This window comes from Pelodictyon luteolum (assembly GCF_001622165.1).
Lineage (GTDB): Bacteria > Bacteroidota > Chlorobiia > Chlorobiales > Chlorobiaceae > Chlorobium > Chlorobium luteolum_B.
The window spans coordinates 1-14,540 of sequence record NZ_LVWG01000031.1 but is presented as its reverse complement, the minus strand read 5'-3'; the positions used below and the strand labels follow the sequence as shown (position 1 = coordinate 14,540).

Sequence of the window (14,540 nt, the reverse complement as noted above, 5' to 3'; positions counted from 1 at the left end):
TATATTGAAGTACAGGGCCATGCTCATTTAACACTGCAACAACCGATGTTCCCACTCGTCTACGAAATCAATACACGGATCTGGCTGCAGAAGCTCGGCCGTCTCAACAACCATCCCGTCACCCTCGGCACCGTTCCGGACAGTGAGTTCCGATTCTTCTCCGAATCGGGATTCGACATGGTGTGGCTCATGGGTGTATGGAAACCCAGCGAGTACAGCCGGGCCATAGCCACCTCGCACCCCGACCTCAGGGCCTCGCTGCTCGAGCATCTTCCATCACTCCAGCCGGCCGACATAGCGTCTTCTCCCTATTCCATCCCCTCCTACACCGTCAACGAGGCGCTCGGTGGGCATGACGAACTGCTCCTGTTCCGCGAGAAGCTTGCCCATTACGGCATCCGCCTCATGCTCGACTTCGTGCCTAACCATCTGGCGCTTGACAACCAGTGGCTTCCGGCCCACCCGGAGTTCTTCATCTCCGTCTCGCCGGCAGAACGCAGCCATGACCCCGGCTCCAGCTTCGAATATGCACAGGGAAAATACCTCGCCTATGGCCGCGACCCCTACTTCCCGGCATGGACCGATACCCTGCAGATCAACTACGCCAACCCCGCGACGCATGCGATGATGACAGGGAACCTCCTGAAAATCAGCGAACTCTGCGACGCCGTCCGCTGCGACGTTGCCATGCTGGTGCTGAAAAGCGTGTTCAACACCACATGGAAGAACCTCAGCGGGCATATGAAGGAGGAGTTCTGGGGCCCGGCAATCGCCGCCGTCAAGGCACGCCATCCGAAGTTCACGTTTTTGGCCGAATCATACTGGAACAAGGAGTGGGAACTGCAGCAGCAGGGATTCGACTTCACCTACGACAAGCCCTTCTACGACTACCTCGCCAGTGCTCCGGTCAACGTCGAAAAGCTGAAAGGCCACATGCAGGCCCAGTGGAGCTACCAGCAGCACCTCTGCCGCTTCATCGAGAACCACGACGAACCGAGAGCCGCAGACAAGATGGGGCTGAACAACCGCGCCGCAGCACTCTGGTGTCTCATGGCACCCGGCATGCACCTCGTGCACCAGGACCAGATGGACGGGTACCGCCACAAAATCCCTGTGCAGCTCATCCACCAGGCGCCTGAGCACGCAGACCGGGACCTCGCCGACCTCTACCGGAAACTCTTCATCCTGCAGCGCGACCCTGCGTTTCAGGAAGGACAGATCGAATGGCTCGACCTCCAGGGCTCGAACCACACTCACTGCATAGGGTTCCACCGTTTCACCACGGAACGCCACGCCTTCGTACTTGCCAACTTCGGTTCCACAGGAATCGCCTTCGATGTAACGCACCCCGCGCTCGAACCGGTGGAGCGAAACCAGATCGGCATCCTCAGCACCGCACACGGGAACAGGACCGCAGCGCCCCACCTGTCCGGCCAGGTCATGCAGGTGCGCCTCGCTCCGCACGAAGCAGTCGCGATAACCTTCTAAGCGCAAGAAAACCCGAACAACGCCGGCAACCATCTCCATCATGCGTATCCATAGAACGACACTGGAACTTTGTACCGATAAGCCGATCGAGATCATCGACATCACCCGGGCGGCAGAGGATGCCGTAGCTGCTTCAGGCCTTCAGGACGGACTCCTCACCCTCGTCAGCCGCCACACCACCGCGTGCCTCAACATCAATGAACGGGAAGAGCGGCTGCTGGAGGACATCGAAACGTTCCTCAAGCGCCTTGCGCCGAGAGACGGAAACTATCTCCACAACCTCCAGCCGATTGACGGTCGCGACAACGCGCACTCCCATCTTCTCGGGCTCTTCATGAACACCACCGAAACCATTCCGTTCTCGGAAGGCAAGCTCATGCTCGGCCGGTGGCAGTCGATCTTCTTTGTCGAACTTGACGGGCCGAGGCCCGAACGCAGCGTCCTCATGCAGGCAACCGGCATCTGAAACCCCCAGCGCCATGAACGACACACGCCCTATCCTTGACCGGATCAACTCCCCGCGCGACCTCAAAAAACTCACGACGAAGCAGCTGCAACAGCTTGCCGACGAGTGCCGTCAGGAGCTGATCGAGCTCATCGCCCTGAACGGCGGGCATTTCGCATCCAGTCTCGGCGTCACCGAACTGACCGTTGCGCTTCACCATGTCTATGATACCGAAGAGGACCGGATCGTCTGGGACGTGGGACACCAGGCATATATCCATAAAATGCTGACCGGCCGGCGCAACATGATGCAGACCAACCGGAAATACGGCGGCATCGCCGGCTTCCCTAAAATCCATGAAAGCCCGCACGATGCATTCGGCACCGGACACGCATCAACCTCCATCTCAGCAGCGGCGGGCATGGCGGCAGGAAGGGACCTGAAGGGAGGCAAGGAAAAAATGGTGGCCGTCATCGGTGACGGCAGCATGACCGGCGGCATGGCCTTTGAAGCCATGAACCACCTCGGAGACCTGAAAAGCGACGTGCTCGTCATTTTGAACGACAACCAGATGGCCATCTCACCGAGCACCGGCGGACTCAAGAACCACCTTGTCGACATCACCCTCAACAAGACATACAACAAGGCACGGCGGCTTCTGTGGAACTCAATGTCGCTGCTCAACCACGAGGGCGCGAAGAACGCCCTCCGCCGGCTTGAGGACGGCATGAAAGCAGCGCTCACCCCGGGAGCCTTCTTCGAGGCCCTCGGTCTCCGATACTTCGGGCCGATCGACGGTCATGACATGGGACGCCTCGTACGCGCACTCAAAGAGATGCACGAACTCCCCAACCCCAAACTGCTCCATGTCGTCACAACAAAAGGCAAGGGATTCCTTCCGGCAGAAGAAAATCAGAGCAGCTGGCACGCGCACAGTGGAGGATTTGATACGACAACCGGCGTAACGGCAAAGAAAACGGGCGAGCCCGATCCGCCGAAATACCAGGAAGTCTTCGGAGAGGCGCTGGTGGAAATGGCTCTGAAAGACCCGACCATCACAGCCATCACGGCCGCCATGCCGAGCGGCACCTCGCTCGATTTGTTCCAGAAAGCCGCACCGGACCGGTTTTATGACGTCGGAATCGCCGAAGGCCATGCAGTCACTTTCGCCGCAGGCCTTGCTGTCGAAGGGCTGAAACCGGTCTGTGCCATCTACTCGACCTTTCTGCAACGGGCCCTCGACCAGCTCATCCATGATGTTGCCCTGCAGAGCCTCCATGTGGTATTTGCCATCGACCGGGCGGGCCTCGTCGGTGAAGACGGGCCGACCCATCACGGCGCCTTCGACCTCTCCTACCTCCATGCAGTCCCGGGCCTCACCATCATGGCCCCTTCTGACGCCCAGGAACTGCGCGATATGCTTCATACCGCCCTTTACCACATTGAAGGACCTGTAGCCATCCGCTACCCGAGGGGCAGCAGCGGCGGAGGACCGCTCCAGAAAGACTTCACCCGGCTCGACACAGGCAGAGGACGGATCATCAGGGAAGGAACCGGCCCGGTTCTTTTTGCCATCGGCTCCATGGTGCAGGCGGCAGTTGAGGCAGCGGCGCTGCTTGAAGCGGAGGGCATCAAACCCGACATCATCGACATGCGGTTCCTCAAGCCGCTCGATACCGCCCTCATCGACCGGCTTGCTGCATCGGCAACCCATATTGTCACGATTGAGGAAAACAGCATCCTCGGTGGACTCGGCAGCGCTGTCAGCGATCATCTGGCGTCATCACCGAAAAAGACTCCACTCCTGAAAATAGGCCTGCCCGACCGGTTCGTGACCCACGGCAGCATGCGGGACCTCTACCGGGAGACCGGCCTTGATGCGGCGGGGATAGCTGAAAAAGTGAAAGAGTTCTACAGGAAGCCCGCCCACTGAGCCGGCACAAGAAGAAGGACCAGCCGGACAGAGACATTGGCAAAAAGGCCTGCAAGAAGGTCATCGGCCATGATGCCCCATCCGCCGGGAAGACGCTGGGCCATGTCGACGGGCCCGGGCTTGAGGATATCGTAGAGACGGAAAAAAAGAAACGCGAGCAGGGCGGGGACAGGCCCTGCCGGCAGAAGAAGAAGCGCAAGCCACTGGCCGGACAGCTCGTCAATCGTCACCTCGGAAGGATCCAGGCCGGCTGACTCTTCCATGAGGCCACCGGACCATACACCGAGCACCGCTGAGAGGAGCACTCCCCCGGCCAGAACAACCGGATCCTGCAGAACGGGAACAAAGAGATAGAGCAGAACGGCAAGAGCACTGACGAGCGTCCCGGGAGCAAGTGGAAAATACCCGACAAAAAAACAGGTCGAAAGCACCCGGGCGACCCGCAACAGTGTCCCCTCAGCTGCTTTATTCATGCTTTCCGGTAATGACCTGCCAGTTGTCTATAAGGTAGGACACGCCCGTTGCAACCGTCACCACCGTCACGGCAAACATGATCCAGTCGAGGGCGTTGGAGGAAAGAAAGCGGAGAATCGCCTCAGAGGATCCTCTGCCGAAGAGTGCCGCCTCTTTCAGAAAGATCAGCACCATCACAAGGTAAGCGAACAGATTCTGGAAAAGCGTCTTGTACTTGGCCTGCCTGGAGGTCACAACAGGATGGTCCCGGAACTCCGCCCAACTCCTCAGCGCCGTCACCACCACATCGCGCACGATGACAAGCACCACCATCCAGAGGGAGATGTAACCCATCCACACATAAACGAGGAAAGCCGCCGTAATGAGCAGTTTGTCGGCGAGCGGATCAAGAAACGCGCCGATCCGGGTCACGACATTGAACCGGCGGGCATGCCATCCATCATAAAGATCGGTCAGGCTGGCCACCGTGAATGCAATCACCCCGAGAAGCTTGAGGAACGCATCATCCTGCAAGAGAAGCAGGACAAACACGGGGACAAGCAGTATACGAAGGACCGTCAGCTGGTTCGGTATGGTGAGGAAGCTCTCCTGCTGTGCTTTCAAGGGATGAAATCGGTTGAATCAGTGGATACCACCGGAAGGACAGGCGGCAATGACAATAGTTGCAATCAAGATACCAAAATTTAATTCTTTTCGGAAGAAGGGGTTCCGGCCCGTTTTTCCCTTTTCAGGCGAGCGTGACGACAGTCACTCCCGAACCCCCTTCACCCTGCCCTCCCAATCGCCAGGAATGGACATGGGGATGGTCGTGAAGCACCTCTTCGGTGCGTCGGCGGAGAGCACCGGTACCCATGCCGTGGATGATGGTAGCGCGCGCGATGCGGTTGAGCCGGAGGGCGTCGAGGAACCGCTCGATTTTCGGGGCGGCTTCGTCGCCGGTCAGGCCCCGCAGGTCGAGCGTGGTGGATTCGACAGGGGAAGCAGTAGCGGTCCATCCCACGGAACGGGGGGCCGGGGCGACGACGGCCTTGCGGACCTGCCGCTTCGATGTTTTCTCGAGGTTCGCCAGTGATGTGGTGAGACGGAAGGTACCGCAAAGTACGACGGCCATGTCACCCCTGAGGCTTTCGACCTCCCCGGATGCCGAAGTATCCAGGAGCCGGACAAGGTCCCCGGGACGGATGCTCCGGTCGAGGGGCGGGGCGGCGGCCTCCCGGAGCAGGGCATCTTTCTTTTCAGCCTCACTGGCTCTTGAGGCCAGCCTGCGACGGGCCTCCTGCACGGCACGCGGATCTCCAGCCGCCGCTTTTGCTTCAGAAAGGATATCGCGGATTTCGCGGCGGGCCCGCTCAAGTTCCCGTTGGAGTTCCCTCGAGGCCTTCTGTTTCTGCTCCCGATCCCGTCGCCGGAACATGCGTTCGGCTTCGGCGACATCCTGCTCCCTCAAAAGAATATGTGACGACTGCGCCTCAAGCTCCAGATGGCGCAAGCGGTTGGAGGCCAGGAGCTCCTGCAGGTCCTCGAGCAGTTCCTCCAGGCCCCGGTGCCCATCGCCGATGGCGGATTCGGCCTCCCGAACCATGGCCGGTGGAAATCCCATCCGCTGCATCATGGCAAATGCGAAACTACTGCCCGGCACGCCCTTGATAAAGCGGAAAGTCGGCTCCAGAGCGCGTCGGTCGAACTCCATAGCGCCGTTCACCACGCCTTCACGGCTGTGGGCGTATGCCTTGAGCTCACCGAGATGTGTTGTGACGATGGCCTTCGTACCGCGCCGGAGAAGCTCTTCGATGATGGAGCGGGCAATGGCGCTACCCTCTTCAACGTCAGTGCCCGAGCAGAGTTCGTCGATCAGCACCAGCGATCCCCGTCCAGCTCCATTGAGGATACGGCGTACCTCCCGAAGGTGAGAACTGAAGGTCGACAGATCGTTCTCTATGGACTGCTCGTCTCCGATTTCAATACCGATGCTCGTGAACAGCGGGAAAACGGAGCTTTCGCTGCAGGGAACAAGGTACCCGTGCAGGAGCATGAATGAGAGCAGGCCGGCTGTTTTCATGGCCACCGACTTGCCGCCGGCGTTCGGGCCCGAAATGATGAGTACCTGTTCATTTGGACCAAGCTCCAGATCAAGAGGCAGGACTTCGCGATCACGGTGGGAAATGAGTAGCCAGGGATGATAACCCCGCTTAATGCTGAGCGCCCCGTCACGGGAGAGAGCCGGCAGGACAGAATGTGTTTCCAGGGCAAAACGGGCACGGGCGTAAAGAGAATCGAATGCAGCCATGAGGGCCGCACCCGACAGAAGGGCCGGCAGTTCCGGGCGAATTCTGGCTGTCGTTGCCCTGAGAATCCGCTCAATCTCCCGCCGTTCCTCGATCTCTCCCTCAAGAATGGCGTTGGTAATCTCCATGCACTCGGCAGGCTCCAGGAATACGGTCTGGCCGCTCCCCGAGTAGTCCTGTACGAACCCCGGAATGCGGTGGCGGTACTCGAGACGCATAGCGAGACATTGGCGGCCGTTGCGGATGGTGAGGGTATCCTCCATCAGCCAGCCGCTTGAGCGGCATCCGGCCAGAATCCGATCCAGCGTTCGCCCGAGCGCCTGGCGCCGGTCGGAAAGGGCACGACGGATCCTGGCAAGCTCCCCGCTGGCCGAACTCCTTACAGATCCCTGTTCATCAATGACCTCCCAGATAACCGGCCTGACAAAAGCATCCTCCGGAATCCCTGCACTGAAGGCGGCAAGGCGGGGCCGCAGCTCGGCCTCCCGGACCATTCGGCGCCGGAGCCCGGCGGATGCATCAAGAAAACGGTGAAGATCCTGCAGTTCGACTGGCTCAAGAACACCCCCATGCATTTCGAGCGTGGCAAGCAGGGGGCGCATGTCCGCAAGAGTATTGAATGGAAGCGAGGAACCCTCTTCGAGAAAACCCTTCAGTTCAAGTACCCGCTCAAGCTCCTCCTGCAACTCCCGGTACCCGGCAAAAGGACGGGAGGAAAACAGTGTGTCGCGTCCGTAGGCTGAGAGGGCGTAGCCCGACGCATGGGTGACGACCCTATCAAATTCAAGTTTTCTGGCGGTACCCTCTGCCATGTCGTCTCGGTTCCCGTATGGTTTGTGGTTGGAGGGCAAGATACGCGATGGGCCGGAGAGTTTTGACGCTTTGCGCATTTTTTCATTACTTTCGCAATGCAGGATAAGCGTCGTCTCCCCTGAATCATCATATGAATGCACCATGCGCCTCGCCGTCAACATCGACCATATAGCAACCCTCCGCAATGCCCGCAATGAAGGTGAGCCCGATCCCGTCGCAGCAGCGCTGCTTGCAGAGGAAAGCGGCGCAGCAGGCATTGTCTGCCATCTGCGCGAAGACCGCCGCCATATCCGCGACAACGATCTCAAAGGGCTCCGCCGTTCAGTGAAAACCAAGCTCGATCTGGAGATGGCCATGACGGACGAGATGCAGCGGATAGCCATAGAAACAGTACCGGAACTCATCACCCTCGTGCCGGAAAAACGTGAAGAGCTGACAACCGAAGGAGGGTTCGACATCGAGCGGCACTTCAAACGGCTCGCCCTTTTCATCGAGCCTGTCCGTGCTGCAGGCATCGAGGTCAGTCTTTTCATCGAACCCGACAACCGGGCAATCGATCTGGCTGCCGAAGCAGGATCGGACCTTGTCGAGCTCCATACCGGCTCCTACGCCCTGAAAAGCGGAGAGCTGCAGAAGGCGGAATTCGAACGGATCCGGAGTGCAGCGAAATATGCCGTAAGCCGGGGGCTCAAGGTAGTCGCAGGCCACGGACTCAACTACCGCAACATACAGCCGTTCCGCCAGATTTCCGAGATTGAGGAGGTCAGCATCGGCCACGCACTCATAGCTCGGGCGGCCTTCGTCGGCATCCCCGAGGCTGTCCGTGAAATGCTCGACCTTATCGGCTGAAATGCAGACCCCACAGGATATAACGACCATCGTCCTCGCCACCGCCAACAGGGACAAAGTGCGGGAACTACGCCCGCTTCTGGAAGGCATTTCACCCCGGTTCAGGGTAACAACCCTCATGGATGAGGGCATCGACGCCGATATCGATGAAACGGAGGATACCCTGGAAGGGAACGCCATCCTGAAAGCCCGGACCGTCTTCGAGATGCTTTCGGCAAGATTCCCTTCCATGATCGCATTCGCCGACGATACCGGTCTTGAGGTCGACATGCTCGGCGGACGCCCGGGAGTCTATTCTGCGCGATTTGCCCCGATGCCCTTGGGCGAAAAGCCCACATACAGTGACAATGTCCGTCACCTCCTTCAGGAAATGGAGGGGAAGTTTAAACGCAGCGCCCGCTTCCGGACGGTGATCGCCCTTAAGGGAACCATCCCCGGCCATGAGGGCGGCAGGGTATTCGAGCATATCGAGGAGGGTGTGGCAGAGGGAAGCATCACCACGGAACCCGAAGGCGAAGGAGGATTCGGCTACGACCCGGTATTCAGGTCGGAAGCCACAAAAAAAACCTTTGCGCGGATGACACCTGAAGAAAAAAACACGATCAGCCACCGGGCTCTGGCCGTCAAGCGAACCATCTTCTGGCTCCACACCATCACCGAAACCCAACCATGACACTCATCCAGGCGATCCTGCTCGGCATCATCCAGGGACTGACGGAGTTTCTGCCCATCAGCAGCACAGCCCACCTCCGCATCATCCCCGCCCTTGCGGGATGGGAAGACCCCGGCGCCGCATTTACGGCCATCATCCAGATCGGGACGCTCGGAGCCGTCCTGATCTATTTCCGGCGCGACATCTTTTCTATAGTAAAATCCGTCATTACCGGCCTCTGGAAAGGACAGCCGCTCCATGACGGAGATGCGAAAATGGGATGGATGATCGCCGCCGGTACCCTCCCGATCGTCGCATTCGGACTGCTTTTCAAGCATGAAATCGAAACGACCCTCCGCTCGCTCTACTGGATCAGCGGAGCTCTCATCATCCTTGCACTCGTGCTCTCTCTTGCAGAGTGGAAGATAAAACAGCGCCTGGAAAAGGGACTTCCACTCAAATCGATGGAAGACATCGGATGGAAAGAGGCTCTCCTCATCGGACTTGCCCAGGCCATCGCCCTCATACCGGGTTCGTCACGCTCCGGCACCACCATCACCGGTGGTCTCCTCCTCAACCTCTCACGCGAAACCGCAGCACGGTTCTCCTTCCTGCTTTCACTTCCGGCCGTCTTTGCCGCAGGCGTCTTCGAGCTCTACAAGACCTGGGAGCTCATTACTGCCGACCCGGGCAACATCATGAACCTTGCTGCCGCGACCATAACATCCGGCATTGTCGGCTACCTGTCCATCGCGTTTCTATTGAACTACCTCAAGAACCACACCACCAGCATCTTCATAGCATACCGTCTTGCCGCCGGCGCAGGACTCCTCCTGCTGCTCGCCGGTGGCACCATCGTGCCCTGAACCGGCCTGGTCACTCTGAACGCCTGGAGATGCCCGGAATGCAACTTTTTAGGGCGCAGAATAATTCTGTTTTCTACCAGACAGTAGTGAATTTTTCTTATATACAGAGATAGAGACATTAACCCTTTAATACCATACAGCCATGCCTCCGAGCTCATCCGGCGCAGGGCATAATGGCTTTGAAAAAGCAGACTTACACATACACACCAAATGTTCGGACGGGATCCATACACCAGAGGAGATCGTTGATAAGGCAGCCGCAGTAGGGCTGTCAGCAATCAGCATCACAGACCATGATTCCGTCGCAGGTATTGACAAAGCAAAGCCATCAGCCTCAGCCAAAGGCATAGAGCTCATTCCCGGTGTGGAGATGAGCTCGACATACAAGGGCTACGACATTCATGTCCTTGGATATTTTTTCAACCACCGGCACCCGGCCCTCACGGGGTATCTGGACCACTGCCGCCACCTGCGTACAGAACGGGCTGAGCGCATGGTGGGCAAACTTGCCAAAATGGGCGTCAAGATCGGGCTTGACCAGATCATTCTCAAGGCCCAGAACGGCAGCGTCGGCAGGCCGCACATCGCGGCGGTGCTGCAGGACGGAGGATATGTCAAAAGCTTCAGCGAAGCGTTCAGCAAGTACCTCGGAGCCCATAGCCCCGCTTACGTCAAAAGCATCGAAACGCATCCGGCGGAGGTCATACGGCTCATCAACGAAGCCGATGGACTGTCTTTTCTTGCGCATCCGGCCCAGAGCGCACCCGACGAAATCCTCAAGCAGCTGATCACCGTGGGACTCGACGGCATAGAAATCGTACACCCCTCGCACGACAGCTATAAGCAGAACTACTACAGGGAAATCGCCAACGAGTACTTCATGCTTTTTTCGGGAGGATCGGACTACCACGGACTCAAGGACAGGGACGACGACACCTTCGGCAGGATAACGATTCCGGGTGACTGGGTAGAGAAAATGAAAAGCAGGCTGGTAAAGGCCTAAGGGACCGCTGATTGGTGAATTGCCCGATTTTTACTATAATCCGGACTCATTTTACTGGCGGCACCGCTCCGGCGGTGCCTGCCTCATTGTACCATTAGCCATGCCAGCAACCCACATACGGAACATGGGGCACCACCTGACCCTGCGGCTCAAGGGGTTCTTCCTCACCATGCAGGAGTTCCTCTTCTTTTCCGTGCGGGCGTTCGCCACCATGCCTAAAATCCGTCGTTACTGGAGGGATTTCCTCGACCAGGCGGCCATCTGCGGCGCAGACTCCATTCCCATCGTGCTCGTCAGCGCCATTTCGATCGGCTCACTGCTTGCCATCGAGGTAGGCAACCTCCTCGAAGACTTCGGCGCCAAAACAATGCTCGGCCGCTCCACATCCATTTCCGTCATCCGCGAACTCGGCCCCCTGCTCATGGGCCTCATGCTCTCCGCGCGGTTCGGTTCGCGCAATGGAGCAGAACTCGGAGCCATGCAGATATCAGAGCAGATCGACGCGCTCAGGGCATTCGGCACCGATCCTGTGGCCAAACTCGTGATGCCGCGCCTTCTGGCCGCACTGATCATGTTCCTCCCGCTCACAGCGCTTTCAGACTTTGCCGGACTGCACAGCGCGGCATATATGGCCGAGCACTATCATCATCTTGATCCCGGCATCTTCTGGAACTCTGTCTACCCGCGCCTCGCAATGAAAGACTTTGTCGTCGGCTTCGCAAAAGCCCCGGTGTTCGCCGTCATCATAACCCTCGTCAGCAGCTTCAACGGATTTTCAGCCAGCGGCGGAACCTCCGGCGTAGGCCGTTCGACCATCAAGGGAATCGTCGTCTCATCGGGACTGGTGCTCGTCGCCAATTTCTATGTTTCGAAGATCGTCCTGGAAAACATGTAACGGCATGATTGAACTACGCAATGTCAGCCTGAAATACGGTGAAAAAGAGATTCTGAAAAACGTCTCCCTCACCATCGAAGACAACACCATCAAGGCCATACTCGGCCCGAGCGGTGTCGGCAAGAGCACCATTCTGAAACTTATGCTCGGGCTGATTAAACCGACCTCCGGCCAGGTGTTTGTCGACGGCACGGACATTTCCACCATGAAGGAGTCGGACCTCTACCCGATCCGGAGGAAAATGGGTATGGTGTTTCAGGGAAACGCCCTGTTCGACTCGATGACCATCAGCCAGAACCTCGGGTTCTTCCTCCGTGAAAACCTCAACCTCCCTGAACAGGAGATCCAAGAGAGGGTGACTGAGCAGATTCAGTTCGCCGGACTCGAAGGCTACGAAGAACAGTTACCCGAAAGCCTCAGCGGGGGAATGCGCAAGCGCGTTGCCATCGGTCGGGCGCTGATCTTCAAACCCCACATGATCCTCTTCGACGAACCGACCGCAGGACTCGACCCCGTCAGCTCGAAGAAGATTCTTACCCTTATCAGTTCACTTCGACACCACAACAACCTCGGAGCGGTGATCGTCACCCACATCATCGACGATGTCTTCAATGTCGCCGACTGCGTGGCGGTGCTCTACAAGGGCGGAATCATTTTTGACGACGTCACCGGAAAACTGCAAGGGTCGGACCATCCATTCATCCGGTCCATCCTCTCCGACAAGATTCTTGAACTGTAACACCAAACGAACAAGCGGGCATGAGAAATCCCAACGCACTGAAATGGAGCGACCTGAAAACCGGCATTTTTTTCATCTTCGGCATAGGCTTTGCCGCCTATCTCGGGCTGGTCATCGGGAAAAACAGCAGTCTGTTCACCGGAGTGACCACCGTGAAGGTGCAGGCCGGCAACATGCAGGGACTGGCTGAAAACAATTTCGTTTCGGTATCGGGCAAGAAAGTCGGAACCGTCTCGAAGATGGAATTCAACATCCTGAATGACTCGCTTCTCGTGGTAGCCGATCTCAGGATCCGCAACGAATACGCAAACCTCGTCACCAAAGACTCAAAAGCGACCATACGCTCGCTAGGCGTGCTCGGTGACAAGTACGTGGATATCATGACCGGAAAAGGCGAACCGGTCCGGGACGGCGACTTCATTGCACTTGATGCCAACGACGGCATGTCGGGGCTGACCACAGGAGCGTCAAAGGCACTGGAGAACATCAACACCCTGCTCGAACAGCTCCAGAGCGGAAAGGGCGTTGCAGGAAGGTTGATTTCCGATGAAAAGATGGGCAGCGAACTTGCCGCCACCATCAGCAGCCTCCGCAGCACAGCCGACGAGCTTGCAACGGTTTCACGCAAAGCATCAAGCGGCAACGGCCTGCTCCCGAAACTCATCAATGACCCGAAGCTGGCAGACAACACCACCGATGCAATCGCAAAGATCCAGCATGCGGCAGCAACAACCGACTCCCTCATGACTGCCATCAACAGCGGCGAAGGGACCCTCGGACAGCTGCGCCGGAACCCGGAACTCTACGACAACCTGACCAAGGCGCTCTCATCGCTCGATACCCTCATGGTGGACCTCAAAAAACGGCCCGAACGGTATGTCCGCTTCACGCTTTTTTAGGCCTGTCACACTCGCATTTCTACTCCTCATGACAGTATGCCCGGCAGCGTTTCCGCTCCGGGCTGAAGAGTTTGATTTCACTCCTGTGCGCCGCCTCATGCAGGAGGGAGTAGATGAAAACGTCTTTCCAGGAGCCTCCATCGCCGTCATCTACCGAGGCAACACAATCTTCCATGAAGCTTTCGGCACCATCGGATGCGGACTCAGCCCCAAGCCAGCCTATACTTCCACCGTCTACGACATCGCCTCCCTTACAAAAGCCGTCGCCACAACGGCCACCATCATGCAGCTCGTTGAGCGCGACTCGCTCAATCTCGACCATCCTGCAGCCCGATACGTTCCGCAATTCGGCCGGAACGGCAAGAACGGCATCACCATCCGCCAGCTCCTCAACCACACCTCCGGACTGCGGCCACATGCATGGTATATCAAAACCTGCTCCACCCCGCAGGAACTGATTGCAGCAATCTGCAACGACACGCTCCTGACCAAACCCGGAACCGCCACCGCCTACAGTGACAACGGGTTCATCATCCTCGGCACGATTGTGGAGCAGATTACGGGAAGAAGCCTCGAAGAGAATTTCCGCGCCCGTTTCAGTACGCCGCTCGGTATGCAGTCGACATCCTTCAACCCATCCGGCGAGATGCTGCGGCGGATAGCGCCGACCGGACGCGACAGCACATGGAACACAAAGATCGGGCCCCGTCCGCTCGTCAATGACCAGAATGCAGCAATCCTCGGAGGTGCGGCAGGCCATGCCGGACTCTTCTCCAGCACCGGCGACCTCATCCGATTCACCCTGATGCTCATGAACGACGGCAAGCAGGACGGAGTTCGCTATTTCCGGGAATCAAGCATCCGGCAGTTCACCAGGCGAAATGGCAACGATGAAAGAGCACTCGGCTGGGACCTCCGTTCACTGGAAGGCTATGCATCCACCGGAAGCTGCTTCTCAAAGGACTCATGGGGCCATCTCGGCTTCACGGGCACCAGCCTCTGGATTGACCCCCGGAAAGACCTGGCAGTCATCATGCTCAGCAACAGGGTATGCCCCAGTTCCGAAAACAGGAAAATCAGGAAGTTCCGCCCGAGGCTGCACACCACGGTTGCCGAATGTTTGGGATTCAGCTGCAGGAAAGAATAACCAGTCAAACCAACACAGGGGCAACTGAAACCACTGAGTCCATCAGCACCCC

14 protein-coding genes are annotated in these 14,540 nt (G+C 58.1%); 11 read left to right on the top strand and 3 right to left on the bottom strand.

Annotated features, from left to right (window positions below):
• The first annotated feature begins 45 nt into the window (after positions 1–45).
• From A3K90_RS05960 to dxs, 3 genes are read left to right on the top strand one after another with little or no spacing between them, the layout of a single operon-like run.
• Positions 46–1,488, top strand: coding sequence for an alpha-amylase family glycosyl hydrolase (locus A3K90_RS05960; RefSeq protein WP_303681659.1), 1,443 nt, complete (start codon positions 46–48; stop codon positions 1,486–1,488).
• Between the two features lie 40 nt (positions 1,489–1,528).
• On the top strand, positions 1,529–1,954 hold the full coding sequence (locus tag A3K90_RS05955) for a secondary thiamine-phosphate synthase enzyme YjbQ (protein WP_303681658.1): 426 nt from the start codon (positions 1,529–1,531) through the stop codon (positions 1,952–1,954).
• Between the two features lie 13 nt (positions 1,955–1,967).
• Complete coding sequence (gene dxs, locus A3K90_RS05950) at positions 1,968–3,866, top strand: 1-deoxy-D-xylulose-5-phosphate synthase (protein ID WP_303681657.1); 1,899 nt, start codon at positions 1,968–1,970, stop codon at positions 3,864–3,866.
• Here the strand turns inward: dxs and A3K90_RS05945 are convergent.
• From A3K90_RS05945 to A3K90_RS05935, 3 genes are all read right to left on the bottom strand, one after another.
• Complete coding sequence (locus tag A3K90_RS05945) at positions 3,845–4,339, bottom strand: phosphatidylglycerophosphatase A (protein ID WP_303681656.1); 495 nt, start codon at positions 4,337–4,339, stop codon at positions 3,845–3,847. The two genes, dxs and A3K90_RS05945, sit on opposite strands and share 22 nt — an antisense overlap.
• Complete coding sequence (gene pgsA / locus A3K90_RS05940; protein WP_303681655.1) at positions 4,332–4,943, bottom strand: CDP-diacylglycerol--glycerol-3-phosphate 3-phosphatidyltransferase; 612 nt, start codon at positions 4,941–4,943, stop codon at positions 4,332–4,334. Before pgsA ends, A3K90_RS05945 begins: the two co-directional genes overlap by 8 nt.
• 124 nt (positions 4,944–5,067) lie before the next feature.
• Entirely contained in the window at positions 5,068–7,437 is a 2,370-nt protein-coding gene (locus A3K90_RS05935; protein ID WP_303681654.1) for an endonuclease MutS2, read from the bottom strand.
• Between the two features lie 142 nt (positions 7,438–7,579).
• On the opposite strand from A3K90_RS05935, the gene A3K90_RS05930 reads away from it, so the two are divergent.
• The 8 genes from A3K90_RS05930 to A3K90_RS05895 all read left to right on the top strand — a co-directional run bounded on the left by A3K90_RS05930 (position 7,580) and on the right by A3K90_RS05895 (position 14,488).
• Positions 7,580–8,287, top strand: coding sequence for a pyridoxine 5'-phosphate synthase (locus A3K90_RS05930; protein ID WP_303681653.1), 708 nt, complete (start codon positions 7,580–7,582; stop codon positions 8,285–8,287).
• A 1-nt stretch (position 8,288) separates the two neighbouring features.
• On the top strand, positions 8,289–8,960 hold the full coding sequence (gene rdgB / locus A3K90_RS05925; RefSeq protein ID WP_303681652.1) for an RdgB/HAM1 family non-canonical purine NTP pyrophosphatase: 672 nt from the start codon (positions 8,289–8,291) through the stop codon (positions 8,958–8,960).
• Positions 8,957–9,805, top strand: a complete 849-nt coding sequence (gene uppP / locus A3K90_RS05920) for an undecaprenyl-diphosphatase UppP (RefSeq protein ID WP_303681651.1) — start codon at positions 8,957–8,959, stop codon at positions 9,803–9,805. Before rdgB ends, uppP begins: the two co-directional genes overlap by 4 nt.
• A gap of 142 nt (positions 9,806–9,947) precedes the next feature.
• Complete coding sequence (locus tag A3K90_RS05915; protein WP_303681650.1) at positions 9,948–10,808, top strand: PHP domain-containing protein; 861 nt, start codon at positions 9,948–9,950, stop codon at positions 10,806–10,808.
• A 100-nt stretch (positions 10,809–10,908) separates the two neighbouring features.
• Complete coding sequence (locus A3K90_RS05910) at positions 10,909–11,703, top strand: ABC transporter permease (protein WP_303681649.1); 795 nt, start codon at positions 10,909–10,911, stop codon at positions 11,701–11,703.
• A 4-nt stretch (positions 11,704–11,707) separates the two neighbouring features.
• Entirely contained in the window at positions 11,708–12,442 is a 735-nt protein-coding gene (locus A3K90_RS05905; RefSeq protein ID WP_303681648.1) for an ABC transporter ATP-binding protein, read from the top strand.
• A 20-nt stretch (positions 12,443–12,462) separates the two neighbouring features.
• Positions 12,463–13,341, top strand: coding sequence for an MlaD family protein (locus A3K90_RS05900; RefSeq protein ID WP_303681647.1), 879 nt, complete (start codon positions 12,463–12,465; stop codon positions 13,339–13,341).
• Positions 13,342–13,369: 28 nt separating this feature from the next.
• Entirely contained in the window at positions 13,370–14,488 is a 1,119-nt protein-coding gene (locus tag A3K90_RS05895) for a serine hydrolase (protein WP_303681646.1), read from the top strand.
• Positions 14,489–14,540: the final 52 nt, after the last annotated feature.

What these genes read in the sequence shown, in the direction of transcription:
- A3K90_RS05960 (WP_303681659.1), top strand. Translation starts at nt 46, where the DNA reads ATGTTCCCACTCGTCTACGAAATCAATACACGGATCTGGCTGCAGAAG.
- A3K90_RS05955 (WP_303681658.1), top strand. Translation starts at nt 1,529, where the DNA reads ATGCGTATCCATAGAACGACACTGGAACTTTGTACCGATAAGCCGATC.
- dxs (WP_303681657.1), top strand. Translation starts at nt 1,968, where the DNA reads ATGAACGACACACGCCCTATCCTTGACCGGATCAACTCCCCGCGCGAC.
- A3K90_RS05945 (WP_303681656.1), bottom strand. Translation starts at nt 4,339, where the DNA reads ATGAATAAAGCAGCTGAGGGGACACTGTTGCGGGTCGCCCGGGTGCTT.
- A3K90_RS05935 (WP_303681654.1), bottom strand. Translation starts at nt 7,437, where the DNA reads ATGGCAGAGGGTACCGCCAGAAAACTTGAATTTGATAGGGTCGTCACC.
- A3K90_RS05930 (WP_303681653.1), top strand. Translation starts at nt 7,580, where the DNA reads ATGCGCCTCGCCGTCAACATCGACCATATAGCAACCCTCCGCAATGCC.
- rdgB (WP_303681652.1), top strand. Translation starts at nt 8,289, where the DNA reads ATGCAGACCCCACAGGATATAACGACCATCGTCCTCGCCACCGCCAAC.
- uppP (WP_303681651.1), top strand. Translation starts at nt 8,957, where the DNA reads ATGACACTCATCCAGGCGATCCTGCTCGGCATCATCCAGGGACTGACG.
- A3K90_RS05915 (WP_303681650.1), top strand. Translation starts at nt 9,948, where the DNA reads ATGCCTCCGAGCTCATCCGGCGCAGGGCATAATGGCTTTGAAAAAGCA.
- A3K90_RS05910 (WP_303681649.1), top strand. Translation starts at nt 10,909, where the DNA reads ATGCCAGCAACCCACATACGGAACATGGGGCACCACCTGACCCTGCGG.
- A3K90_RS05905 (WP_303681648.1), top strand. Translation starts at nt 11,708, where the DNA reads ATGATTGAACTACGCAATGTCAGCCTGAAATACGGTGAAAAAGAGATT.
- A3K90_RS05900 (WP_303681647.1), top strand. Translation starts at nt 12,463, where the DNA reads ATGAGAAATCCCAACGCACTGAAATGGAGCGACCTGAAAACCGGCATT.
- A3K90_RS05895 (WP_303681646.1), top strand. Translation starts at nt 13,370, where the DNA reads ATGACAGTATGCCCGGCAGCGTTTCCGCTCCGGGCTGAAGAGTTTGAT.